This window comes from Inquilinus sp. YAF38, from assembly GCF_052113205.1.
GTDB lineage: Bacteria > Pseudomonadota > Alphaproteobacteria > DSM-16000 > Inquilinaceae > Inquilinus.
In genome coordinates this window covers 12,428-34,069 of sequence record NZ_JBFRCU010000009.1, presented here as the reverse complement: position 1 = coordinate 34,069, position 21,642 = coordinate 12,428, and the positions used below count along the sequence as shown (strand labels likewise).

Below are 21,642 nucleotides of genomic sequence, written 5' to 3'. Positions count from 1 at the left end.
TCAGTGCCCGCCGGAGCGAGCGCGTCTCATGCCGGAGGATATAGCGTCTCCGGCCGCCGCGGTCACGCCCGGAGGCGGACGGGAGCGCGCAATTGTTTACCGGAGCCGCGCTTGCTATATGTGCGCGAGCGTGGACGTCCCTCGTGGGACGTCCCGACCCTTTTTTGCTGTTGGCTTCACCGTACCATGGACGCCCCCACATGAGCCGCCGCAGGCGCATCTACGAAGGCAAGGCCAAGGTCCTCTACGAAGGGCCGGAGCCTGGCACCATCGTCCAGTACTTCAAGGACGATGCGACGGCGAACAACGGTACGAAGAAGGCGGTCATCTCCGGCAAGGGGGTGCTGAACAACCGCATCTCCGAGTACCTGATGACCCGGCTGTCCGAGATCGGCGTGCCGACGCATTTCATGCGCCGCCTGAACATGCGCGAGCAGCTGATCCACGAGGTCGAGATCATTCCGCTCGAGGTGGTGGTGCGCAACATCGCCGCCGGCTCGTTCTCCAAGCGCTTCAACGTGCCCGAAGGCACGCCGCTGCCGCGCTCGATCATCGAATATTATTTGAAGTCGGACGAGCTCAACGACCCGATGGTGTCGGAGGAGCACATCACCGCCTTCGGCTGGGCCAACGCCCAGGATCTCGACGACATCGTCTCGCTGTCGCTGCGGGTGAACGACTACCTCACCGGCCTGTTCCTCGGCATCGGCCTCAAGCTCGTCGACTTCAAGCTGGAGTTCGGCCGGCTGTACGACGAGAACGACGAGATGCGGATCGTCCTGGCCGACGAGATCAGCCCGGACAACTGCCGCCTGTGGGACGTGCAGACCAACGAGAAATTCGATAAGGATCGCTTCCGCCAGGATCTCGGCGGCGTCCTCGAGGCCTATCAGGAAGTGGCCCGGCGCCTCGGCATCCTGCCGGAAGGAAGTGTCGTCGACATCCGTGAGAGCCAGGTCGCCCCATGAAAGCGCGCATCCACGTCATGCTGAAGCCCGGTGTCCTGGACACCCAGGGCAAGGCGATCGGCCATTCCCTGCAGGGCCTCGGCTTCGACGAGGTCGGCGAGGTCCGGCAGGGCAAGGTGATCGAGGTCGAGATCGCCGCCGCCGATGCGGCCGAGGCCAAGGCGCGCCTCGACGAGATGTGCCGCAAGCTGCTGCCCAACCCGGTCACCGAGAGCTACACGATCGATCTGGTCGCCTGAGGCGGCCGGATCCGACGTAGGTTGGGTTCGCCGCGGCGAACCCAACACTTCAATGGCCGAAGGCAACGTGTTGGGTTCGCGAGGCGAACCCAACCTACGTACCCGTCAGACGACCGCGGCCGCCTGCGCTTCGAGATGGGCTGCGAGCCCATCGGGCAGCTTCAGCCGCACCGCCAGATCGTCGAGATAGGCCTTCTCGCGCGGGTCGTCCGCATCGATCGCCAGGCGTGAGGCCAGCCAGATCTCCGCCGCCTGCTCCGGCGTCGCCGGCAGGGCCGCGATCGCCGCGATGTCGAGCGGCTTGGCCAGCTCGTCCATGACGAAAGCCTTCTCCTCGGTGCCGAGGCCGAGCTGGCCGATGCGGTCGAACAGGGCCCGCTGCTCCTCGGCATCGATATGGCCGTCGGCCTTGGCCGCGGCGATCATCGCCCGCACCACGGCGATGCGCGCGTCGCCGCCGCCGGCGGCGCTCTGCGTCTCCAGATCGAACGGGCTGCGCGGCGGCGGCAAGGCCAGCGGCTGCTGCGCCGGGGGCTGGGCCGAAGCCGGCGCCCGGTTGGCCGACCAGTCCTGCCACGCCTTGTAGGCCAGGCCGCCGAGCACCGCGGCGCCGCCATAGCCGAGCGCGCTGCCGCCGAACTTGCGGACCTTCTTCGAGCCGAGGAGGAGGCCGATCAACCCGCCGCCGACCGCGCCGGTGGCCAGCGTCCCGAAATTGCCGGACAGGCCGGAGCCCTTGCCGCCGGGCTGCTTCGCGCCGCCGCCGAGGAAATCCTCGAACAGCTTCTTCGGATCGATCACGCGTCACTCCTCCAATCGTTGCACCGGAAGGCAGATGGTCCGGCCGGCGGGGTGCGGCAAGGCCGGGCGCGGCTCAATCGGCCGGGCGCGACGACGTGACCGGCTCGCGCGGCGCCAGGGTGGTCTCGGCCGCGGCGGCGACGATCCAGTCGCGGAACGCCCGCACGATCGGCCGGCGCAACGCCCGGGTCGTGGCGACGAAATGGTAGCTGGCGGGGCTTTGCACCGAGAGGTCGAGCGGCCGCACCAGCCGCCCCGCTGCGAGGTCGTCGGCGACCAGCGAGAACACGACCAGCGCCACCCCCTGCCCTTCCATCGCCGCCTGGATGGTCAGCGAGGAATCGCTGACCCGCGGCCCTCGCACCCAGTCGACATCCACCATGCCGACGGCGCGCAGCCAGTCGCGCCACGGCGCCAGGGACTGGTCGTGCAGCAACGTGTGCCGGCGCAGGTCGTCGAGCGTGCGCAGCCCCGGCGGGCCGTCGCGCAGCGCCGGGCTGCACACCGGGAAGTAGTCTTCGGCGAACAGCCGGTCGCATGCCAGCCCCTCCCACCCGCCCCGGCCCCAGCGGGTGGCGCAATCCGCCTCCCCGCCATCGAGATCGACCCGGGCCAGCGAGGCGGTGACGTTGACGTCGATATCGGGATGCGCCGCGGTGAACCCCTGCAGGCGGGCGGTCAGCCATTTCGCGGCAAAGGACGGGGTGGTGCTGATGGTGAGCACGCCGGCGGTGCGGCCCGGCGCGATCTGCGCCGTGGCATCGGCGATGCCGGCCAGGGCGGCACTGACCAGGGGCAGATAGGTGCGGCCGGCCTCGGTCAGTTCCAGGCTGTTCTCGCGCCGGTGGAACAGCTTGACCGACAGCCAGTCCTCCAGCCGGCGCACCTGCTGGCTGACCGCGGCCTGGGTCACCGACAGCTCGGCCGCGGCCCGGGTGAAGCTGCGATGCCGCGCCGACGCCTCGAAGGCCCGAACACCGTTCAGCGGAGGCAGCCGCCATCCCATTCCGAGCTCCACAGGCCAAGTTTTTGTTGGTCTAGGGCCAGACTATCCCGTTTGCGGCCACGGCCGCCAGGACCGATCTTAGGGGCACGGGTCGACCCCTGATCTTCAACCCTCGATCAGGACCGTATCATGACCAGCTTCTGCATCGACGAACGCCGCGCGGCACCCCGCAAGCGGCCGAACCCCATCCTTGCCCTGCTCCGCCGCGTCGCAGCCCTGCCGGCGCTGTGGTACGCCCGTATCCAGGCGCGCAGCCGGATGCAACGCATGGACGACGAAACCCTGTGCGACCTCGGCCTGCGCCGCGACCAGGTCGAGACCATGCGCCGCAAGCCCTTCTGGCGGGAATGAGGGCTATGCTCCCGCCACGGCCGCTCCTTCTCGATGGCGCTCCCGCGGCCGGGGCGAGCCACCAAGGATTGGCAGATGAGGCGCGACCTCCAGATCAAGACGTCGGACGGGACGGCCAAGGCGGCGCTGTTCCACCCCGACAGTGCTGCCGCGGCCGGCAAGACGCTGCGCGGCGTCATCCTCTACATGGATGCGATGGGCCCGCGGGCCTCGCTGGCGGGCATGGCGCAGCGGCTGGCCGATTCGGGCCATGTGGTGCTGCTGCCGGACCTGTTCTACCGGTTCGGGGCGTATGGCCCGTTCACCGGCGCGTCCTTCGCCGACGACACCGCCCGGGCCCAGATCATGACGATGCTGCGCGAGACCAGCCAGGAGATGACGCGGCGCGACACCGCCGCCTTCCTGGACGTGTTCGACGCGGAGAAGGTCGCGGGCCCGATCGGCGCCGTCGGCTACTGCATGGGCGGCGCCCGCGCTCTGACTGCGGCGGCCGCCTATGCCGACCGGATCGGCGCGGCGGCGAGCTTCCATGGCGGCAACCTGGCCAGCGAGGCGCCCGACAGCCCGCATCTGCTCGCCGACCAGATCAAGGGCCGCGTCTATGTCGGCGTCGCCGAGGTCGACAACAGCTTCCCGCCGGAGCAGTCCGCCCGGCTGGCCGAAGCCCTGCGGCGGGGCAGCGTCGACCACATCATCGAGAACTATGTCGGCATGGCGCATGGCTGGGCGGTGCCCGACCACAGCGTCTACAACGAGACCGGCGCCGAGCGGCACTGGAAGCGGCTGCTGACATTCTTCGACGAAGCGTTGGCGTAGAGCGGGGCCTCGGCAAAGGGCCTTCAACCGGAGGTGCAAGCGCCTCCGGCCCCGCCCGCAGGGCGGGAGAGGCAAAACAATTCGGGTTTCGTAGGTTGAGTTCGCGGCAGCGAACCCAACAGGATCGGGGGCCGCGCTGGCGGCAACGTGTTGGGTTCGCGAAGACGCGAACCCAACCTACGCGGTCACCCCGTGTCCGGCGGCTTGCGGCGGCCGGGAGCCGCGGAACGAGGCTTGGGCGGATCCTCGTCGTCCTCGCCGTCCTCCGGCGGAATGAAGCCCAGCTCCTCCAAAGCCTCGTCGGCCATCTCCAGCCACTGCTTCACCTGCACCGGATAGCCCCAGCGCCGGCACAAGGCCGCCACCGCGACCTCGGCCCGGCTGGCTTCCACCAGCTCCGCCACCTCCGGCCGCTCCAGCCGCTCGCACACCTCGTCGGCGCGGCGGTCGGCCTCCTCCTCGTCCTCGGACACCTCAGAGGCGGCCGCCATCATCGCCAGCCGGACCCGCAGCGCGTGCCAGTCCTCCTGCGCCGCCTCGCGCTGCGCCGCGGCCTTGCGCCGCTCGGCGGCCTGGCGCGACAGCTTGTCCTTGAGCAGCAGGGTCAGCCGCACGGCGCGCGAGACGGTGGCGATCCGCTGGCAGTAATCGACCCCGGGCTGCGGCGCCTGCAGCGCCTCCTGCTGCGTCGCCCGGGCGATCGACATCTGGATCTCGACCAGCTCCGCCACCACGCACAGATCCGCCGCCCGCTCCTCCTGCGGAGCGGCCGGGGCCTCGGGGGCCGAATCGGTCTGCGCCTTGTTCATAGAACATAGCATGAACGTGATCGCCGATTAATACAAGAAAACAATGTGTTAACAGCGCCGAAGCGATCGCACCGAGCACGCTCGGCATCATTTCATCATGGCCTGAAACTCCCCCGAGCCGACGGTCCCCGACTACGCCGCCGGCAGCGCCATCGGCTCCTCCGGCGAGGCCTCGGCCTCCGCGGCCATGGCGAACAGCCAGTCGCGGAAGGCCCGCACCAGGGGCCGGCTGAGGGCGGTCGGCGGCGCCACGAAATAATAGGCGTAGTCGCTCTTCAGACGGTCGCTCTTCAGTGACAGCTCGAACGGCCGGACCAGCCGGCCGGCGCGCAGGTCGTCCATCACCAGCACCCGCTGCGCCAGCGCCACGCCCTGGCCTTCGATCGCCATCTGGATCAGCAGCGCCGAATCCTGCGTCCGCGGCCCGCGGACCCAGCCGAGCTCCTCCATCCCCGCCGCCCGCAGCCAGTGCTTCCACTGCACCAGCGTCTCGTCGTGCAGCAGGCGGAAGCGGCGCAGATCCTCCAGCTGGCACAGGCCGGCCTCGACCAGCGCCGGGCTGCACACCGGGAAGGTGTCCTCGGAGAACAGCTTCTCCGCCACCACCCCCTCCCAGGCGCCGCTGCCGAAGCGGATGGCGCAGTCGACCCGGTCGCGACTGAAGTCGATCAGCCGGGATTCGGCGTCGAGATTGACGTCGATCTCGGGCTGCTGCTCGTTGAAGGACGGCATCCGCGACACCAGCCATTTGCGGATGAAGGACGGGATCGCCGACACGGTGAGGATGCCGGAATGCGGCGGCGGCCGGATCCGGGCCGTGGCCTCGGCGATGGCGTCGAAGGCGTCGCGCAGCACCGGCAGGTAGTTGCGGCCGGTGTCGGTCAGCTCCAGCCCACCCTCGGTGCGGTCGAACAGCTTGGCGCCCAGCCAGTCTTCCAGCCGCCGCACCTGCTGGCTGACCGCGGCCTGGGTCACCGCCAACTCCTCGGCGGCGCGGGTGAAGCTCTCGTGACGCGCCGAGGCCTCGAAGGCGCGGATCCCGTTCAGCGGCGGCAGGCGACGGCGCATGGTTCCCTCGTCGGCTCGATAGATTCTCTTATCCCGTCCAAGAGAATATCCTGTTTGCGGTTTGTTCTCCAGAACGCGATCCTCATGGTGTTCCCGATGACCGATCGAACGCCCTGCCGGAAAGGGAAATACCATGACGACCGCCTGCACCGACCACATCCTGCATCGCGCCGCCCTGCCGACCAGCCGCTCCGGCCTGCGCGCCCTGATCGGCGCCGTCACGGCCACGCTTGGCGCCCGCCGCATCAGCCGGTTGCCGATGGAGGCGCTGGACGACCACATGCTGCGCGACATCGGGGTCGATGGCCCCGCCCCCGCCAGCGACCCGCGCGACCTGCTTCTCCGCCTGTAGCCTCCCCCTGCGACTGGCCTGCCGGCCGGCTCCGTCACCCTGCGGAGCCGGCCATTTTCTTCTCCGCGTACCGCAGGCCGAGGCTGCGATGCCCTGCATGCCAGCACCGCCAGCGGCGCCCTTGCCAAGGCCCGGCGGGACCGCTACATCCCGCGCATGCAAGCCGCCGTCATCGTCTTCCCGGGATCGAACGCCGACCGAGACCTCGCCGTGGCACTCTCCCACGCGACCGGACGGCCGACCCACATGGTCTGGCACCGCGACACCGAGCTGCCGCCGACCGACCTGATCGCCATCCCCGGCGGCTTCTCCTATGGCGACTATCTCCGCTCCGGCGCCATGGCGGCACAGTCGCCGATTATGGGCGCGATCCGCCAGGCGGTGGCCCGCGGCGTGCCGACCGTCGGCATCTGCAACGGCTTCCAGATCCTGACCGAGGCCGGGCTGCTGCCCGGCGCCCTGCTGCGCAACGCCGGGCTGAAATTCGTCTCGCGCGCCGTGGCGATGCGGGTCGAAACCTCGAACAGCCCGTTCACCCGCGGCTACAATGCCGGGCAGACGGTGCGCATCCCGATCCAGCACCATGACGGCTGCTACTTCGCAGACCCGGACACGCTGAAGCGGCTGGAGGACGAGGACCGCGTCGCCTTCCGCTACATCGCCGACCAGGACGGCCGCGGCAATCCGAACGGCAGCCTGAACGACATCGCCGGCATCCTGTCCGAGAACCGGCGGGTGCTCGGCATGATGCCCCACCCCGAGCGCGCCGCGGAGCCGGAGCACGGCGACACCGACGGCCGTGCCATGTTCGAAGGCCTGGTGCAGATCCTTTCATGACCGCATCGTCCAACGCCCCCGCCAGCAACCTCCCGGCAGAACCCGAAGTCACCCAGGCGCTGGCGGCGGAGTTCGGCCTGACCGCCGATGAGTTCGCCCTGACCCAGACGATCATGGGCCGGATGCCGACGCTGACCGAGCTCGGCATCTTCTCGGTGATGTGGTCGGAGCACTGCTCCTACAAATCCTCCCGCCGCTGGCTGAAGCAGCTGCCGACCGAAGCACCCTGGGTGATCTGCGGCCCGGGTGAGAATGCCGGCGTGATCGACATCGGCGACGGCCAGGCCGCCATCTTCAAGATGGAGAGCCACAACCACCCGAGCTTCATCGAGCCGTACCAGGGCGCCGCGACCGGTGTCGGCGGCATCCTGCGCGACGTGTTCACCATGGGCGCGCGGCCGGTGGCGAACATGAACGCGCTGCGCTTCGGCAGCCCGGACCACGCCAGGACCCGGCACCTGGTGGCCGGCGTGGTCGCCGGCATCGGCGGCTATGGCAACTGCGTCGGCGTGCCGACGGTGGGCGGCGAGACCAATTTCCACGCCTCCTACAACGGCAACATCCTGGTCAACGCCATGACCGTGGGCGTGGCCGGCACCGACAAGATCTTCTATTCGGCCGCCGGCGGCATCGGCAACCCGGTGGTCTATGTCGGCTCCAAGACCGGGCGCGACGGCATCCACGGCGCCACCATGGCCTCGGCCGAGTTCGACGAGGCGTCGGAGGAGAAGCGCCCGACCGTGCAGGTCGGCGACCCCTTCACCGAGAAGCTGCTGATCGAGGCCTGCCTGGAGCTGATGGCCACCGACGCCATCGTCGCCATCCAGGACATGGGCGCGGCCGGCCTGACCTCCTCCTCGGTCGAGATGGCGAGCAAGGGCGGCTGCGGCATCGAGCTGGACCTCGACCACGTGCCGCAGCGCGAGACCGGCATGGTCCCCTACGAGATCATGCTGTCGGAGAGCCAGGAGCGGATGCTGATGGTGCTGAAGCCCGGCCGCGAGGCCGAGGCCGAGGCGATCTTCCGCAAATGGGAGCTGGACTTCGCCGTGATCGGCCGGGTCACCGACACCGGCCGCATGGTGCTGAAGATGCACGGCATGGTCTGGGCCGATATGCCGGTGGCGGAGCTGGTCGACGCCTCGCCGAACTATGCCCGGCCGTGGGAGCCGACGCCGAAGCAGCCGGAGATCGCGGCCGCGTCCTTGCCCCTGCCGGACACGGCGGAGACGGTGCTGACGCGCCTTCTGGCCTGCCCCGACCTCGCCTCCAAGCGCTGGATCTGGGAACAGTATGACAGCCAGGTCGGCGCCGACACGATCGCCCTGTCCGGCCAGGCCGATGCGGCGCTGGTGCGGGTGCACGGCACCGGCAAGATCCTGGCCATCACCACCGACTGCACCCCGCGCTACTGCCTGGCCGACCCCGAGGCGGGCGGCGCCCAGGCTGTCGCCGAGGCGTGGCGGAACCTGACCGCCACCGGCGCCCTGCCGCTGGCGATCACCGACAACATGAACTTCGGCAACCCCGAGAAGCCGCGGATCATGGGCCAGTTCGTCGGCTGCATCCAGGGCATGAAGGCCGCTTGCTTAGCGCTTGATTTTCCTGTCGTTTCCGGCAATGTCTCGCTCTACAACGAGACCTCGGGCGAAGGCATCATGCCGACCCCGGCGATCGGCGGCGTCGGCCTCATCGCGGACGGCGGGCGCCATGTCCGGCTCGGCTTCAAGGACGCCGGCGAAGCCGTTGTCCTGATCGGCGAGACCAAGGGGCATCTCGGCGTCTCGCTGTATGCCCGCGAGATCCATGGCCGCGAGGATGGCGCACCGCCGCCGGTCGACCTGGCGGCCGAGCGCCGCAACGGCGATCTCGTCCGCGCGTTGATCCAGGACGGCACGGCCACCGCCTGCCACGACCTGTCCGACGGCGGCCTCTATGTCGCCCTGGCGGAGATGGCGATGGCCGGGCGGATCGGCGCCACGGTGGATCTTCCGGCCGAGGCCGGGCTGCTGTTCGGCGAGGACCAGGGCCGCTACCTGGTGACTGCGACCGATGGCGAAGCGCTGCTGGCATGGGCCCGGGCGGCGGGCGTGCCAGCGCAAATCATCGGGCGCACCGGCGGCGACGTGTTGAAGCGCAAGGACGGCAGTGCCATATCCGTGGCTGAGTTGCGCCGCGTCAACGAGGCGTGGCTGCCCGGATACATGACCGATATCGTCCAGGCTGGAGAAGCGTGAGATGGCGATGGAACCGGCGGAGATCGTCCGCCTGATCAAGGATGGCCTGCCCGGCGCCGAGGTGCGGATCGAGGATCTGCGCGGCGACGGCGACCACTATGCCGCCTACGTCACCAGCTCCGCCTTCACCGGCAAGAGCCGCGTGCAGCAGCACCAGATGGTCTATCAGGCCCTCGGCGGCCGGATGGGCAACGAGCTGCATGCGCTGATGCTGCACACCACCGCCGCCGAAGCCTGACCCTCAGCCAGCGAGTATCCCATGGACAATCCCGTCTTCGAGCGCATCCGCAGCGACATTTCCGGCACCGACGTCGTCGTCTACATGAAGGGCACCCCGGTGTTCCCGCAATGCGGCTTTTCCGCCGCGGTTGTGCAGGTGCTGACCCATCTCGGCGTGCCGTTCAAGGGCATCGACATCCTGACCGACCCTAGCCTGCGCCAGGGCGTCAAGGAGTTCTCGAACTGGCCGACCATCCCGCAGGTCTACGTCAAGGGCGAGTTCGTCGGCGGCTGCGACATCGTCCGCGAGATGTTCCAGACCGGCGAGCTGCAGGAGCTGCTGGAAGGCAAGGGCATCGCCGTCGCCGCCCAGGGCTGAGGCCAGCGTCTTCGATCCAGACCAATGCCCGCCCCTCCCGGGGCGGGCATTGTCATGTCGGCCTGATACTGACGGCTACAGCACGAAGTCGGCCGCCACCAGGGCGATCGCGCCGGTCAGCTGGATGTGGAAGTCGGACGTGCCATCGCCGTTGACGTCACCGGCGATGGTGGTGACGCCCGCGACCTGGCTGTAGCGCAGCTGGCCCGCGACGCCGGTGTACAGGCCCGAGCCGATGAAGGTGAAGGCCTGGTTGCCGGCGGCAATGGTGTTGGCGTCGATCACCGACAGGTCGATGCGGTCGCCCTGGGCGTGGCTGAAATCGGTGATCCGGTCGGCATCGGCGCCCACCGGGCTCTGGGCGATGGCGTTGTAGACGAAGCGGTCGGCTCCGGCGCCGCCGGCCAGCGTGTCCTTGCCGTCGCCGCCAGTGAGCACGTCATTGCCGTTCCAGCCCTGCAGGATGTTAGCGCCGGCGTTCCCGACCAGGCTGTCGCTGCCCTGGCTGCCGGAGATGTTCTCGATACCGCTCAGAATGTCGCCCTGGGCGTCGCCGCCGCTGCCGAGGCCGGTGACGAGGCTGACCGCAACCCCGACCGTGCCGGTGTAGTAGCTGGCGGTGTCGATGCCGGTGCCGCCGTCGAGGTGGTCGGCTCCGGCATCGCCCCGCAGGACGTCGGTGTCGGCCCCGCCATAGAGCCAGTCGTTGCCGGCCGCCCCGGTGAGGGTGTCGTTGCCGGCATCGCCGTTGAGGCTCTCGGAATCGGCCGACCCGACCAGGGTATCGGTGCCGTCGCCGCCATAGCCGTAATCGTTGCCGCCCCCGCCGGTCTCGATCAGGTCGTTATCGAGTCCGCCATAGAGGTAATCGGTGCCGGCGCCGCCACGGAGCGTGTCGTTGCCCTCATCGCCATAGGCAGTGTCGTTGCCGTCGCCGCCAGTGAGCGTATCGGCGCCGATCCCGCCGCGGAGATAGTCGTTGCCTGCCGCCCCGGCCAGGACATCGGTTCCGGCATAGCCGTAGATCGTGTCGTTGCCGCCGGCCCCGGTGATGGTGTCGTTGCCCGACCCGGCATAGTAGGTCATCAGCTCCATGTTGACCGCCTTGCTGCCGTCGCTGCCGGCGACACCGTTCAAGGTGAAGCTGACCCCGGTCGAGAGAAGGGTGCGGTCGACATAAAGCGTGTCGGTGCCGGCACCGCCATCGACGATATCGACCCCGACGCCGGTGGAGATATAGTCGTCGCCGTCGCCACCGTTGAGCGTGTCGTTGTCGGCACCGCCATTGAGCGTGTCGTTGCCGGCCAGGCCGGAGATCACGTCATTGCCGGTATCGCCGTAAAGGGACTCGGCGTCGGCCGACCCGATCAGCGTGTCGGCGCCGTCGCCGCCATAGCCATAGTCGCCGCCGCCCCCGCCGGTCTCGATCCGGTCGTTGTCGGCATTGCCGTACATGTAGTCCGTGCCGGCGCCGCCGCGGAGGATGTCGTTGCCGTCATTGCCCGAGAGGCTGTCGTTGCCGTCGCCGCCGCCGAGCGTGTCGGTGCCGGCTCCGCCATTGAGGTTGTCGGCGCCTGCCGCCCCGTTCAGGACATCGGTGCCGCCGCCGCCATAGATCGTGTCGGTGCCGCCGGCCCCGGTGATGGTGTCGTTGCCAGTTCCGGCGTAATAGGTCATCAGCTCCATGCTGGTCGCCCGGCTGCCATCGCTGCCGGCGGCGCCGTTCAGGGTGAAGCTGACCCCGGTCGAGGTGGTGCCGCGGTCGACATACAGCGTGTCGGTGCCGGCGCCGCCATCGACGATATCGGCCCCGACGCCGGTGGAGATATAATCGTCGCCGTCGCCGCCGCTGAGCGTGTCGTTGTCGGCACCGCCATTGAGCGTGTCGTTGCCGGCCAGGCCGTAGATGGCATCGTTGCCGGCATCGCCGTAGAGGCTTTCGGCATCGGCCGACCCGATCAGGGTATCGACCCCGTCGCCGCCATAGCCGTAGTCGCCGCCGCCCCCGCCGGTCTCGATCCGGTCGTCGCCGGCCTGGCCGTACATGTAGTCCGTGCCGGCGCCGCCGCGGAGCGTATCGTTGCCGTCATTCCCCGAGAGGCTGTCGTTGCCGTCGCCGCCGCCGAGCGTGTCTGTGCCGAGCCCACCGTTGAGGTTATCGGCGCCTGCCGCCCCGTTCAGGACATCGGTGCCGGCGCCGCCATAGATCGTGTCGTTGCCGCCGGCACCCGTGATGGTGTCGTTGCCGGTCCCGGCATAGTAGGTCATCAGCTCCATATTGGCCGCCCAGCTGCCGTCGCTGCCGGTGGCGCCATTCAGGGTGAAGCTGACTCCGGTGGTGGTGCTGGTGCGGTCGACATACAGCGTGTCGATGCCGGCGCCGCCATCCACCTTGTCGATCCCGGTGCCGGTGGCGACGTAGTCGTCGCCGTCGCCGCCGCTGAGCGTGTCGTTGTCGGCGCCGCCATAGATCGTGTCGTTGCCGGCCTGGCCGTAGATCGCGTCGTTCCCGGCATCGCCGTAGAGAGTCTCGGCATCGGCCGACCCGATCAGGGTATCGGCGCCGTCGCCGCCATAGCCGTAGTCGCCGCCGCCCCCGCCGGTCTCGATCCGGTCATCGCCGACATCGCCATACATGTAGTCGGTGCCGGTGCCGCCGCGGAGGATGTCATTGCCGCCATATCCGCGCAGCGTGTCGTTGCCCGCCAGCCCGTCGATGGTGTCGGCAAAGGCAGTCCCGTTCAGGGAATCGTTGCCGGGGGTTCCTGGAATGATCGCCATCGTGACTATGCCTTCCGTTCAAACCGCACGATCTCCCGGCCGGATCCGGCGCAGCGCCACGCTTCTCGATATTCGACAAGGGCGCACATGGACGGCCTGAAGAGGAACACTCAACCTGCTTGGAAACGCTTCGTTCGGCATCAGCCGAACGGAGGGTGCGCGATCTCGAATCAAAGTGTATATTTGATGGTTTTCGATACAGCATTGGTCAGCGGCAGCGTGGCCATGCCGAGCCCTGGACCCTGGCATGACGAGGTGGGACGGGCGACGAGACCCCACTCCGGTCCAGAATGGCGGCAACCGCCCCGCGATCCGCCGGGGCGGATATCGTTTCGTGGCCAGGAGGAACCCCGTGGTGTCGACAGCCGAGCAGGATCGGAAGGCCCGGGCCGTGCCCCCTGCCCTTGCCGACGAGTTGCTGATCGACGCCGAGGTCGACGACATCCCGGCGCCGGCGTCGCCGCTCAAGGCCGGGTGGCTGCTGGTGGTCTGCCTGGTCCTGATCGCGCTGAACCTGCGGCCGGCGCTGTCGAGCCTGGGCCCGGTGCTGAAGGAGATCATCGCCGACACCGGCATCTCCGCCGGCACGGCCAGCCTGCTGACCACGGCGCCGGTGGTCTGCCTCGGCCTGTTCGGCGTGCTGGCGCCGCGGATCAGCCGGCGGCTGGGCACCGAGCGGGCGATCCTGGCGCTGCTGCTGGTGCTGGCGGCCGGCACCGCACTGCGCGGCCTGGGCACGACCCCTGCCCTGCTGCTGGGCGCCGTCCTGGCCGGCGCCGGCATCGGCGTCACCAACGTGCTGCTGCCGGGCATCGTCAAGCGCGACTTCCCGGACAAGGCGGCGCTGATGACCGGGGTCTACACCATGGCGCTATGCGCCGGCGCCGCGGTCGCCGCCGGCAGCACCTTGCCGCTCGCCCGGGCGGCCGACGGGTCCTGGGCCGCGGCCCTGGCCTTCTGGGCCATCCCGGCGATCATCGCCGCGCTGGTCTGGCTGACCCAGATCCCGCCGCGCCGGGGCCCGGCCGCCCATGCCCGCTTCACCGTCCGTGGCCTGTGGACCGATCCGCTGGCCTGGCAGGTCACGCTGTTCATGGGGCTGCAATCGTCGCTGGCCTACAGCGTCTTCGGCTGGCTGGCCCCGATCCTGCGCGACCGTGGCGTCGACGGCGTGGCCGCCGGGATCATGGTCTCGGTCTCGATCATGGTCCAGGTCGCCGCCGCGCTGGTGGCGCCGTCGCTAGCGACCCGCGGCCGCGACCAGAAGCTGGCGGCGGTGCTGTGCATGGCGTTCTCGCTGGCCGGGTTCCTGGGCTGCATCTTCGCGCCGCTGGGCACGATCTGGCTGTGGATTGTGCTGCTGGGCATCGGCCAGGGCGCCGCCTTCGCCGTGGCGCTGACCCTGGTGGTGCTGCGCACGCCGGACGCCCATGTCGCGGCCCATCTGTCCTCGATGTCGCAGGGTGTCGGTTACACCCTGGCGTCGGGCGGGCCGCTGCTGATCGGCCTGCTGCACGACTGGACCGGCGGCTGGACTGCGGCCGGGCTGCTGATCCTGGCGATCGGCACCGTCGCGGCCCTGGCCGGCCTCGGCGCCGGCCGCGACCGGCTGGTCCGGGCCCGGGCCGTGGCCGGCTGATCGGGACGATCATGGACGCCCAATCCAGCCGCAGCCGCCCCAGCTTCGGGGCCGGCGCCGCGCTCAGCGCCTTCCTGATCTGGGGCTTCGCGCCGCTCTACTTCAAGGCGGTGGAGCATATCGGCCCCTGGCAGATCGTGGCGCACCGCATCCTGTGGAGCGTGGTCATGCTGGGCCTGCTGCTGCTGGCCCTGGGGCGGCTGCGCGAGATCGGCGACGTGCTGCGCAGCCGCCGCCGCTTCCTGACCTATTGCACCACCACCACGCTGATGACCGTCAACTGGAGCGTGTTCATCTGGGCGGTGCTGAACGGCTATCTGGTGCAGTCGGCACTCGGCTACTATCTCAGCCCGCTGCTCAACGTGCTGCTCGGCGTCGCCTTCCTGGGCGAGCGGCTGGGCCGGCTGCAGGTCGCGGCCGTCGTGCTGGCTGCAGCCGGCGTCGTGGTCTCGGTGATCGGCGCCGGCGAGATCCCCTGGATCGCCCTGGTCCTGGCCTCGACCTGGGGCTTCTACGGCCTGATCCGCAAGCGCGAGAAGATCGACCCCTTCGTCGGGCTGATGGTCGAGACCGGCTTCCTGCTGCCGGCCTGCCTGGCCTATCTGCTGTGGCTGTGGAGCCAGGGCACCGGCGCCTTCGGCCCGGTGGCGGCCGGCGGCGAGGGCTGGGTGATGTCGCTGGCGATCATGGCCTCCGGCCTGATCACCGGCCTGCCGATCGTGCTGTACATGATCGGGGCGCGGCACCTGCCGCTGTCGACCGTCGGGCTGCTGCAATACCTGGCGCCGAGCATCAACCTGGTGCTGGCCACGCTGGTGTTCGAGGAGCCACTGCGGCCGGCCACGCTGGTGACCTTCGCCTGCATCTGGGCCGGGCTGGCCCTGTTCACCTTCGACGCCACCCGGCGCGCGAGGCTGCCGGTGGCCCCGCGCCACGGCGTCGGCTGAAACAAGAAAGGGCGCCCGCGGGCGCCCTTTCTCTTCGTCGAAACAGCCGGCTCAGATCAGCGGCTGTAGAACTCGACCACCAGGTTCGGCTCCATCTGGACCGGGTACGGCACATCGGCCAGGGCCGGGCTGCGCACGATCTTGCCCTTGAAGGTGCTGTGGTCGACCTCGATGTAGTCCGGCACGTCGCGCTCGGAGGACGAGATCGCGCCGAGGATCACCGGCAGCTCACGCGACTTCTGCTTGATCTCGATCACGTCGCCGTCCTTGACCTGGTAGGAGGCGATGTTGAGGCGCTTGCCGTTCACCAGGACATGGCCGTGGTTGACGATCTGGCGGGCGGCGAACACGGTCGGGACGAACTTCATCCGGTAGACGACGGTGTCCAGGCGGCGCTCCAGCAGGCCGATCAGGTTCTCGCCGGTGTCGCCCTTGCGGCGCACGGCCTCTTCGAACAGGCGGCGGAACTGCTTCTCGCCGATATTGCCGTAATAGCCCTTCAGCTTCTGCTTGGACATCAGCTGGGTGCCGAAATCGGTCGGCTTCGTGCGCCGCTGGCCGTGCTGGCCCGGGCGGTAATCGCGGTTGTTCAGCGGGCTCTTCGGACGGCCCCAGAGGTTGACGCCGAGGCGGCGGTCGATCTTGTGCTTCGAATTCAGGCGCTTGCTCACGCGCTCGATCCTCTCTCATGTTGTCCCGGTAGGCCCTGCCAAAGGCAAGGCGGGGCGCCGGCTCATGCGCCGGACCCACGTTCCCAGGAATGGAAGCGGTGAAAAACGCCATTCCGGGCCGGATGTCAAGCCTGAAGCCATCTGCCGCGGCTCAGCGCGTGGCCTCTCCCGCGTGGCCAGATCCTTTCGTAACACCCACCCTCGCCGTCATTGCGAGGAGGCGAAGCCGACGAAGCAATCCAGGGGCCAGTGCGTGCGGCCCCTGGATTGCTTCGCTGCGCTCGCAATGACGGTGCTGGGAATTCTGGAGAGGTCTCGCGCGACGGGAGAGGCAACGCGTCGAGCCCGGGTCGACCCATCCCTACCCCGGCAGGTAGTGGATATGCGGCCGGCCGTGATGCGGCGACCGCTCGACATGGGCCCGCACCCCGAACACCTCGCGGATCCGGGCCTGGGTCAGGATCTCCTCCGGCGGCCCGGCGCAGACCACCCGCCCGTCCTGCAGCAGCGCCACGGCGTCGCAGAACATGGCGGCCAGGTTGAGGTCGTGCAGCGCGACGATGCTGGTCGCCGGCAGCCGGCCGACCAAAGCCAGGATCTCGAGCTGGTGCTGCACGTCGAGATGGTTGGTCGGCTCGTCCAGCAGCAGCTCGGACGGGGTCTGGGCCAAGGCGCGCGCGATCTGCACCCGCTGCCGCTCGCCGCCCGACAAAGTGTGCCAGGATTGGCCGCGCTTGCCGTCCAGCCCGACCCGGCGCAGCGCGTCCTCCACCGCAGCGTCGTCGCGGTCGCCCCAGGGCGACAGCGGGCCGCGATGCGGGGTGCGGCCGAGCCGGACGACGTCGAGCACCGACACCTGCATGTCGGTCGCCGCCTGCTGCTCGACCAGGGCGACGCGGCGGGCGATGGCCGCGCGGGGCAGGTCCGCTATGTCCGCACCGCCGAGCGTGATCACGCCGCTCTCGACCCGGCGCAGGCGGCAGATCAGGCGCAGCAAAGTGGATTTCCCGGCGCCGTTCGGGCCCAGCAGGCCCAGCATCCGGCCGGGCGCCGCCTGCAGCGTGACGCCGTCGACGATCATCCGGCCGCCGGCGGCCCAGCGCACGTCGTGCGTGGCGATGGTCATGCCGCCCGCCTCGCCCGATAGAGCAGCACGGCGAAGGCCGGCGCGCCGAACAGGGCGGTGACCACGCCGATCGGCAGGATCTGCTGCGGGATGATGATGCGGGAGACGATGTCGGCCAGCACCATGAAGATGGCGCCGATCATCGCCGTGGCCGGCAGCAGCCTGGCGTGGCCCGGCCCGACCAGGAAGCGCGCGGCATGGGGGATGACGAGGCCGACGAACCCCACCGATCCGACGATGCTGACCATGGTCGCCGTCATCGCCGCGGTGGCCGCGAACAGCACCACGCGCACCCGGGTGACGGCGATGCCGAGCGAGGCGGCGGCGTCGGCCCCGAAGGTGAAGGCGTCGAGCGCGCGGGCGTGCAGGATGCACAGGACGAAGCCGATCGCCGCGACCGGCACCGCGACCTGCACATCCGGCCAGCGCACCCCGCCGAGGCTGCCGAGCAGCCAGAACATCACGCCGCGCGCCTGCTCGGCATTGGCCGAGGTGGTGACGATGGTGGAGGTCAGGGCGTTGAACAGCTGCGACCCGGCGACGCCGGCCAGGATCACGCGGTCGATGCCGCCGCCGACTCCGGCCGCCAGCAGCGACACCAGGACGAAGGCCAGGACGGCGCCGATGAAGGCGCCGCCGGACAGCGAGATGGCGCCGCCGCCGAAGCCCGCGATCATCACCGCGACGGCGCCGGTCGACGCCCCGGCGGAGATGCCGAGGACATAGGGCTCGGCCAGCGGGTTGCGCAGCAGCGCCTGCAGGATCGCGCCGGACAGGGCCAGCGCGGCGCCGCAGCAGGCCGCGACCAGGGCCCGGCTGAGCCGGTAGTCCCAGATCACGCCTTCCTGGATCGGGCTGAGCGCGAAGCCGGCGCCGAACAGCCGGTTGGCCAGCGCCTGGACCGTGGTGGCCAGCGGGATCGCCATCTCGCCGATCGACACGGCCAGGGCGATGGCCGCGACCAGCGCCGCCAGGGACAGCACGGCCAGCAGGGCGCGGACGCCCCAGCCGTCGCCGAGCAGCGGCCTCATCCCCCGAGCCCGAAGCTCTTGATGCCGCGGGCCACCGCCTCGATGCCGTCGACGGCGCGGATCGRGGGCTGCATCGCCTGCACGTCCATCACCACGATGCGCTTGTCCTTGACCGCCTCGAGCCGGCTGGTGACCGGGTCGGTGGCGAGGAAGGTCAGCTTCACCGCGGTGTCGTCGGCGGCGTAGCGGCGGCGGCTCATCTCCGCCATCACGATGATCGCGGGGTTGGCGGCGGCGATGCGCTCCCAGCTCACCAGCGGCCACTCCTCCTCGGTGGTGATGACGTTGCGGGCACCGAGCTGCTGCAGGATCCAGGCGGGCACGCCGTTCTTGCCGGCGACGAAGGCCTCGCCCGCGACCTCCTTGCTGGAGAACCAGAACACCATCGGCACATTGTCGAGCCGGGCGCCCGCCACCGAGGCGATGGCCGCGGCCTCGCGCTGCCGCAGGTCGGCGACCAGCGCCTCGCCGCGGTCGGCGACGTCGAAGATCCGCGCCAGGTCGCGGACCTCCTGATAGACGAGGTCCATGCTGAACAGCTGCTTGCGCACGCCGTCGCCGCCGCCGGAATTGTCCTTCTCGACGCAATCGGCCGGCGAGATGTAGGTCGGGATGCCGAGGCCGGCGAACTGCTCGCGGGTGCCGACCGAACCCTGCGGCCCGACATGCCATTCGAACTGGGCCGTCACCAGCTCCGGCTCCTTGCCGACCACGGATTCGAAGCTGGGGTCGTTGTCGGCCAGGCGCGGGATCCTGGCGTTCGCCGCCTCATAGGCCGGCAGCACCGGGCCGAACCAGACGGCGGTGCCGACGATGCGGTCGGCCAGGCCGAGCGACAGCAGGATCTCGGTGCTGCTCTGCCCGATCGACACGGCGCGCCGCGGCGCCTTGGCGACGGTGATGTCGACGCCGCAGTTGCGGATGGTCAGCGGATACTGCGTCGGGTCGGCCCAGGCCGCCGGCGACAGGACGAGAAGCCCGGCCAGGGCCAGGACATGCGAAGAGAAAGACCGGAATGCCGCCACGAAAACCTCCTGCCCGGGCCACCCCGCCCGGGAAACGGGTTGCGCTGCGACGGCAGGTCTCCTGGCTCGCGGATCATGGCTTCGCGCCTGCCTTCCCACCCGCGCGCGGGCAGTGGCATGGCCCTTGAGGGGCCACGAGGACGCTCGGCGATCCGCTGACAGTTGCGGGGGCAGCCACGGATTCCGCCCCCTCACCTTAGATCGGGGGCGCCACCGTGTTCCCTTTTGATCCCCTAGGGGAACCGTCGTCGCGATGTGTATCAGCGACGCCGAGAGCCGGTCAATCGAGGCGGAGGTTCCATCGGTTCTGCCCTCTAGCTTCCCCTCTCCAACCCACACCGTCATTGCGAGCGCAGCGAAGCAATCCAGGGCCGCGAGAGCGGAATCATGGATTGCTTCGTCGGCTTCGCCTCCTCGCAATGACGGTATGGGGATGTGCCGAGGCAGCGCAGGATGCACCGTGAGGGCTAGCTGCTGTCCGGCTGCTGGCCCAGACGGCGGACGGCCACCTTCTGCCCTGATCATTGTTGCAAAGGATGTTGAGCCTGTTGGCCAGAATCTCTATTCTGTCCAACAAGGAGCCTTGCCATGTTGAAGCCGACTCCAGACATGCTCGATACGCCGGTTCAACCGAGCCTCCGGCGCCGTGTCGTCATGGACACAGCGCGCCAGCTCGGATTGCTCGGCGGTGAGAACAGCCGAATCGGCGGGCGCATTCGCCGCGATCTGGTTGCGGCCGCGAAGAAGAAGTCGGGGATCTCCTCCGACACCGAGTTGCTCGAATACGCTTTGGCGAAGGTCGCGCTCGAAGACGACTTCGGCACGAAGCTCGTCCGGCGCAAGGGCCGGATCGCGCAAGACATCGACCTTGAGCTTTGATCTCGCGCGCTCCCTGCGGCGGATCAAGCCGCAGCGCACGGCGAATGCGATCCGGCGCCGCTCGATCGACGACTTGCCAGTGGTCGAGGCACCAGCCTCGGCGGGCGCGGAATTGCTGCTCGACACCTGCGTTTACATCGATGTTTTACAGGGCCGCACGCCGGCGAGCGTCGATGAACTGCTGGAAGCGCGGGTCGTCAATCACTCGACCGTCTGCCTCGCGGAGATAACGCATCTGTTCGGACGCCTCGATCCAGCGCATTCCGGCACAAAGGCAGTGTTGCGCGAGATACGACGCACGATCGACGACATTCCGCCCCATCGCCTCTCGGCACCCTCAGAGACCGCGACGGGTGAAGCCGGGATGCTTGCCGGCCTGGTATCGCGCCTTCTCGGCGTCGAGCGAAGCGAACGGCCACTCCTGCTGAACGATGCGAGACTCTACCTTCAGGCGCTCGAACGCGGATGGACGGTTCTGACGCGCAATATCCGGGATTTCGACTGCTTCGACCAGCTTCTCCCGGCAAACCGCGTGCTCCTTTATGAGCAACAGAGCTGAGTCGACCCCAAAGTGTACGCGTGTGAAAGCTCAGAACGAGCCGTCGGTCGAACGGGACAGCGCCTCGAATGAGCGCAGCTCTTCGAGGCGAGCCTCGATGACGGGCTTGAATGCGGCCACGGCATCGCTGCCGGCCAGAAACTGCTTCGGCGGATCGGCCATGGCGGCGATCGTCACGAGGACCTCGCCGAGCTTCGCGGGATCGCCCTGCTGGCTGCCGTGATAGCCCGACCACATATCCTCCGCCGCACCTTCCGCGGCGTAGTCGTCGATCGAGCCTTCGGCGTATGTCACGTTGGCGGGATCGAGCAGATCCGTGCGGAAGAAGCCGGGCGCGACCGTCGTGATCCGGATGCCGAACGGCTCGACCTCCTGGGCCGCCGCCTGCGACAGGCCCTCGACCGCGAATTTGGCGGCGCTGTAAGCTCCGCAATGCTTGAAGCCGATGACACCGGCGAGCGAGCTGATGTTGATGATGCGGCCGGACCGCTGCTTGCGCATGACCGGGAGGACTGCCCGCATCGCGAACATGACGCCGTAGAAATTCGTCGCCATCAGGCTCTGGATGTCTTCGGTGGTCAATTCCTCGAAATTGCCGAGCAGGCTGTAGCCGGCGTTGTTGACCAGGACGTCGATGCGGCCGAATGCGGTGACGGCCGCTTCGACCGCCGCCTGCGACTGCGTCTCGCTGCTCACATCCAATGCGACGAAAGCGACGCTGTCGCCGACGAGGTCGGCAAGCGCGCGGCGGACCTTGTCGAGATTGCGACCCGTCGCGACCACACGGTCGCCGGCCTTCACGGCGGCCCGTGCCGTCGCAGCGCCAATGCCGCTGCCGGCACCGGTGATGAACCAGACTTTACTCACCTTGAATTCCTCTCATGGGTCGGGTGCGCGCTTCG

Annotated in this window: 23 protein-coding genes and 1 riboswitch; of the genes, 13 read left to right on the top strand and 10 right to left on the bottom strand. The window is 69.1% G+C overall.

The window, feature by feature from the left end; all coding sequences use genetic code 11:
• The first annotated feature begins 200 nt into the window (after positions 1-200).
• On the top strand, positions 201-968 hold the full coding sequence (purC, locus tag AB4Z01_RS06025; protein ID WP_429228213.1) for a phosphoribosylaminoimidazolesuccinocarboxamide synthase: 768 nt from the start codon (positions 201-203) through the stop codon (positions 966-968).
• On the top strand, positions 965-1,207 hold the full coding sequence (purS, locus tag AB4Z01_RS06020) for a phosphoribosylformylglycinamidine synthase subunit PurS (protein WP_441691600.1): 243 nt from the start codon (positions 965-967) through the stop codon (positions 1,205-1,207). Before purC ends, purS begins: the two co-directional genes overlap by 4 nt.
• 105 nt (positions 1,208-1,312) lie before the next feature.
• On the opposite strand, the gene AB4Z01_RS06015 is transcribed toward purS, so the two are convergent.
• Together AB4Z01_RS06015 and gcvA are read right to left on the bottom strand one after the other, a co-directional pair.
• Entirely contained in the window at positions 1,313-2,008 is a 696-nt protein-coding gene (locus AB4Z01_RS06015; RefSeq protein ID WP_441691598.1) for a tellurite resistance TerB family protein, read from the bottom strand.
• A gap of 73 nt (positions 2,009-2,081) precedes the next feature.
• Complete coding sequence (gcvA, locus tag AB4Z01_RS06010) at positions 2,082-3,014, bottom strand: transcriptional regulator GcvA (protein WP_441691596.1); 933 nt, start codon at positions 3,012-3,014, stop codon at positions 2,082-2,084.
• Positions 3,015-3,143: 129 nt separating this feature from the next.
• Here gcvA and AB4Z01_RS06005 point away from each other — a divergent pair, with 129 nt between their 5' ends.
• Entirely contained in the window at positions 3,144-3,365 is a 222-nt protein-coding gene (locus AB4Z01_RS06005) for a DUF1127 domain-containing protein (RefSeq protein WP_441691593.1), read from the top strand.
• Positions 3,366-3,440: 75 nt separating this feature from the next.
• Positions 3,441-4,181 carry a dienelactone hydrolase family protein gene (locus tag AB4Z01_RS06000; RefSeq protein WP_441691591.1) on the top strand — a complete coding sequence of 247 codons (741 nt, stop codon included), beginning with the start codon at positions 3,441-3,443 and terminating at the stop codon, positions 4,179-4,181.
• A 185-nt stretch (positions 4,182-4,366) separates the two neighbouring features.
• On the opposite strand, the gene AB4Z01_RS05995 is transcribed toward AB4Z01_RS06000, so the two are convergent.
• Both AB4Z01_RS05995 and AB4Z01_RS05990 read right to left on the bottom strand, forming a co-directional pair.
• Positions 4,367-4,990, bottom strand: a complete 624-nt coding sequence (locus tag AB4Z01_RS05995) for a hypothetical protein (RefSeq protein ID WP_441691589.1) — start codon at positions 4,988-4,990, stop codon at positions 4,367-4,369.
• Positions 4,991-5,122: 132 nt separating this feature from the next.
• Positions 5,123-6,058, bottom strand: a complete 936-nt coding sequence (locus tag AB4Z01_RS05990) for a transcriptional regulator GcvA (protein ID WP_441691587.1) — start codon at positions 6,056-6,058, stop codon at positions 5,123-5,125.
• A 133-nt stretch (positions 6,059-6,191) separates the two neighbouring features.
• Here AB4Z01_RS05990 and AB4Z01_RS05985 point away from each other — a divergent pair, with 133 nt between their 5' ends.
• From AB4Z01_RS05985 to grxD, 5 genes are all read left to right on the top strand, one after another.
• On the top strand, positions 6,192-6,410 hold the full coding sequence (locus tag AB4Z01_RS05985) for a hypothetical protein (RefSeq protein WP_441691585.1): 219 nt from the start codon (positions 6,192-6,194) through the stop codon (positions 6,408-6,410).
• Between the two features lie 156 nt (positions 6,411-6,566).
• The gene (gene purQ / locus AB4Z01_RS05980; protein WP_441691583.1) at positions 6,567-7,247 is read left to right on the top strand and encodes a phosphoribosylformylglycinamidine synthase subunit PurQ; all 681 of its coding nucleotides are present in this window, start codon (positions 6,567-6,569) and stop codon (positions 7,245-7,247) included.
• Positions 7,244-9,484, top strand: a complete 2,241-nt coding sequence (gene purL, locus AB4Z01_RS05975; protein WP_441691581.1) for a phosphoribosylformylglycinamidine synthase subunit PurL — start codon at positions 7,244-7,246, stop codon at positions 9,482-9,484. The genes purQ and purL overlap by 4 nt, the downstream gene beginning before the upstream one ends.
• A gap of 1 nt (position 9,485) precedes the next feature.
• On the top strand, positions 9,486-9,722 hold the full coding sequence (locus AB4Z01_RS05970) for a BolA family protein (RefSeq protein WP_441691578.1): 237 nt from the start codon (positions 9,486-9,488) through the stop codon (positions 9,720-9,722).
• A gap of 21 nt (positions 9,723-9,743) precedes the next feature.
• A complete protein-coding gene (gene grxD / locus AB4Z01_RS05965; RefSeq protein ID WP_429228200.1) occupies positions 9,744-10,082 on the top strand; it encodes a Grx4 family monothiol glutaredoxin in 339 nt (112 codons plus the stop codon).
• A gap of 75 nt (positions 10,083-10,157) precedes the next feature.
• Here the strand turns inward: grxD and AB4Z01_RS05960 are convergent, their stop codons facing one another.
• Positions 10,158-12,863 carry a beta strand repeat-containing protein gene (locus tag AB4Z01_RS05960; protein WP_441691575.1) on the bottom strand — a complete coding sequence of 902 codons (2,706 nt, stop codon included), beginning with the start codon at positions 12,861-12,863 and terminating at the stop codon, positions 10,158-10,160.
• 352 nt (positions 12,864-13,215) lie between these two features.
• Here AB4Z01_RS05960 and AB4Z01_RS05955 point away from each other — a divergent pair, with 352 nt between their 5' ends.
• Together AB4Z01_RS05955 and rarD are read left to right on the top strand one after the other, a co-directional pair.
• On the top strand, positions 13,216-14,502 hold the full coding sequence (locus AB4Z01_RS05955) for a CynX/NimT family MFS transporter (RefSeq protein ID WP_441691572.1): 1,287 nt from the start codon (positions 13,216-13,218) through the stop codon (positions 14,500-14,502).
• 11 nt (positions 14,503-14,513) lie between these two features.
• Entirely contained in the window at positions 14,514-15,449 is a 936-nt protein-coding gene (gene rarD, locus AB4Z01_RS05950) for an EamA family transporter RarD (protein WP_441691569.1), read from the top strand.
• Positions 15,450-15,505: 56 nt separating this feature from the next.
• On the opposite strand, the gene rpsD is transcribed toward rarD, so the two are convergent.
• The 4 genes from rpsD to AB4Z01_RS05930 form a co-directional block, all read right to left on the bottom strand.
• Positions 15,506-16,120, bottom strand: a complete 615-nt coding sequence (gene rpsD, locus AB4Z01_RS05945; protein ID WP_441691568.1) for a 30S ribosomal protein S4 — start codon at positions 16,118-16,120, stop codon at positions 15,506-15,508.
• A 361-nt stretch (positions 16,121-16,481) separates the two neighbouring features.
• Complete coding sequence (locus AB4Z01_RS05940) at positions 16,482-17,246, bottom strand: ABC transporter ATP-binding protein (protein ID WP_441691566.1); 765 nt, start codon at positions 17,244-17,246, stop codon at positions 16,482-16,484.
• Complete coding sequence (locus AB4Z01_RS05935; RefSeq protein ID WP_441691564.1) at positions 17,243-18,277, bottom strand: FecCD family ABC transporter permease; 1,035 nt, start codon at positions 18,275-18,277, stop codon at positions 17,243-17,245. The genes AB4Z01_RS05940 and AB4Z01_RS05935 overlap by 4 nt, the downstream gene beginning before the upstream one ends.
• Positions 18,274-19,302 (bottom strand): ABC transporter substrate-binding protein, encoded by a 1,029-nt coding sequence (locus AB4Z01_RS05930; RefSeq protein ID WP_441691561.1) that lies wholly within the window; start codon positions 19,300-19,302, stop codon positions 18,274-18,276. The genes AB4Z01_RS05935 and AB4Z01_RS05930 overlap by 4 nt, the downstream gene beginning before the upstream one ends.
• A gap of 34 nt (positions 19,303-19,336) precedes the next feature.
• Positions 19,337-19,564, bottom strand: a riboswitch (cobalamin riboswitch).
• A 326-nt stretch (positions 19,565-19,890) separates the two neighbouring features.
• Here AB4Z01_RS05930 and AB4Z01_RS05925 point away from each other — a divergent pair.
• Together AB4Z01_RS05925 and AB4Z01_RS05920 are read left to right on the top strand one after the other, a co-directional pair.
• On the top strand, positions 19,891-20,181 hold the full coding sequence (locus AB4Z01_RS05925; protein ID WP_441691558.1) for a hypothetical protein: 291 nt from the start codon (positions 19,891-19,893) through the stop codon (positions 20,179-20,181).
• The gene (locus AB4Z01_RS05920) at positions 20,171-20,740 is read left to right on the top strand and encodes a type II toxin-antitoxin system VapC family toxin (RefSeq protein ID WP_441691555.1); all 570 of its coding nucleotides are present in this window, start codon (positions 20,171-20,173) and stop codon (positions 20,738-20,740) included. Before AB4Z01_RS05925 ends, AB4Z01_RS05920 begins: the two co-directional genes overlap by 11 nt.
• Positions 20,741-20,770: 30 nt before the next feature.
• On the opposite strand, the gene AB4Z01_RS05915 is transcribed toward AB4Z01_RS05920, so the two are convergent.
• Positions 20,771-21,607 carry an SDR family oxidoreductase gene (locus AB4Z01_RS05915; RefSeq protein WP_441691552.1) on the bottom strand — a complete coding sequence of 279 codons (837 nt, stop codon included), beginning with the start codon at positions 21,605-21,607 and terminating at the stop codon, positions 20,771-20,773.
• Positions 21,608-21,642 lie beyond the last annotated feature (35 nt).

Bases quoted from the DNA above. Each gene is read 5' to 3' on its own strand.
- purL (WP_441691581.1), top strand. From the start codon at position 7,244: ATGACCGCATCGTCCAACGCCCCCGCCAGCAACCTCCCGGCAGAACCC.
- AB4Z01_RS05990 (WP_441691587.1), bottom strand. From the start codon at position 6,058: ATGCGCCGTCGCCTGCCGCCGCTGAACGGGATCCGCGCCTTCGAGGCC.
- AB4Z01_RS06005 (WP_441691593.1), top strand. From the start codon at position 3,144: ATGACCAGCTTCTGCATCGACGAACGCCGCGCGGCACCCCGCAAGCGG.
- AB4Z01_RS05925 (WP_441691558.1), top strand. From the start codon at position 19,891: ATGTTGAAGCCGACTCCAGACATGCTCGATACGCCGGTTCAACCGAGC.
- AB4Z01_RS05985 (WP_441691585.1), top strand. From the start codon at position 6,192: ATGACGACCGCCTGCACCGACCACATCCTGCATCGCGCCGCCCTGCCG.
- AB4Z01_RS05960 (WP_441691575.1), bottom strand. From the start codon at position 12,863: ATGGCGATCATTCCAGGAACCCCCGGCAACGATTCCCTGAACGGGACT.
- AB4Z01_RS05995 (WP_441691589.1), bottom strand. From the start codon at position 4,990: ATGAACAAGGCGCAGACCGATTCGGCCCCCGAGGCCCCGGCCGCTCCG.
- AB4Z01_RS06000 (WP_441691591.1), top strand. From the start codon at position 3,441: ATGAGGCGCGACCTCCAGATCAAGACGTCGGACGGGACGGCCAAGGCG.
- grxD (WP_429228200.1), top strand. From the start codon at position 9,744: ATGGACAATCCCGTCTTCGAGCGCATCCGCAGCGACATTTCCGGCACC.
- AB4Z01_RS05970 (WP_441691578.1), top strand. From the start codon at position 9,486: ATGGCGATGGAACCGGCGGAGATCGTCCGCCTGATCAAGGATGGCCTG.
- AB4Z01_RS05940 (WP_441691566.1), bottom strand. From the start codon at position 17,246: ATGACCATCGCCACGCACGACGTGCGCTGGGCCGCCGGCGGCCGGATG.
- rarD (WP_441691569.1), top strand. From the start codon at position 14,514: ATGGACGCCCAATCCAGCCGCAGCCGCCCCAGCTTCGGGGCCGGCGCC.
- purS (WP_441691600.1), top strand. From the start codon at position 965: ATGAAAGCGCGCATCCACGTCATGCTGAAGCCCGGTGTCCTGGACACC.
- purC (WP_429228213.1), top strand. From the start codon at position 201: ATGAGCCGCCGCAGGCGCATCTACGAAGGCAAGGCCAAGGTCCTCTAC.
- gcvA (WP_441691596.1), bottom strand. From the start codon at position 3,014: ATGGGATGGCGGCTGCCTCCGCTGAACGGTGTTCGGGCCTTCGAGGCG.
- AB4Z01_RS05935 (WP_441691564.1), bottom strand. From the start codon at position 18,277: ATGAGGCCGCTGCTCGGCGACGGCTGGGGCGTCCGCGCCCTGCTGGCC.
- purQ (WP_441691583.1), top strand. From the start codon at position 6,567: ATGCAAGCCGCCGTCATCGTCTTCCCGGGATCGAACGCCGACCGAGAC.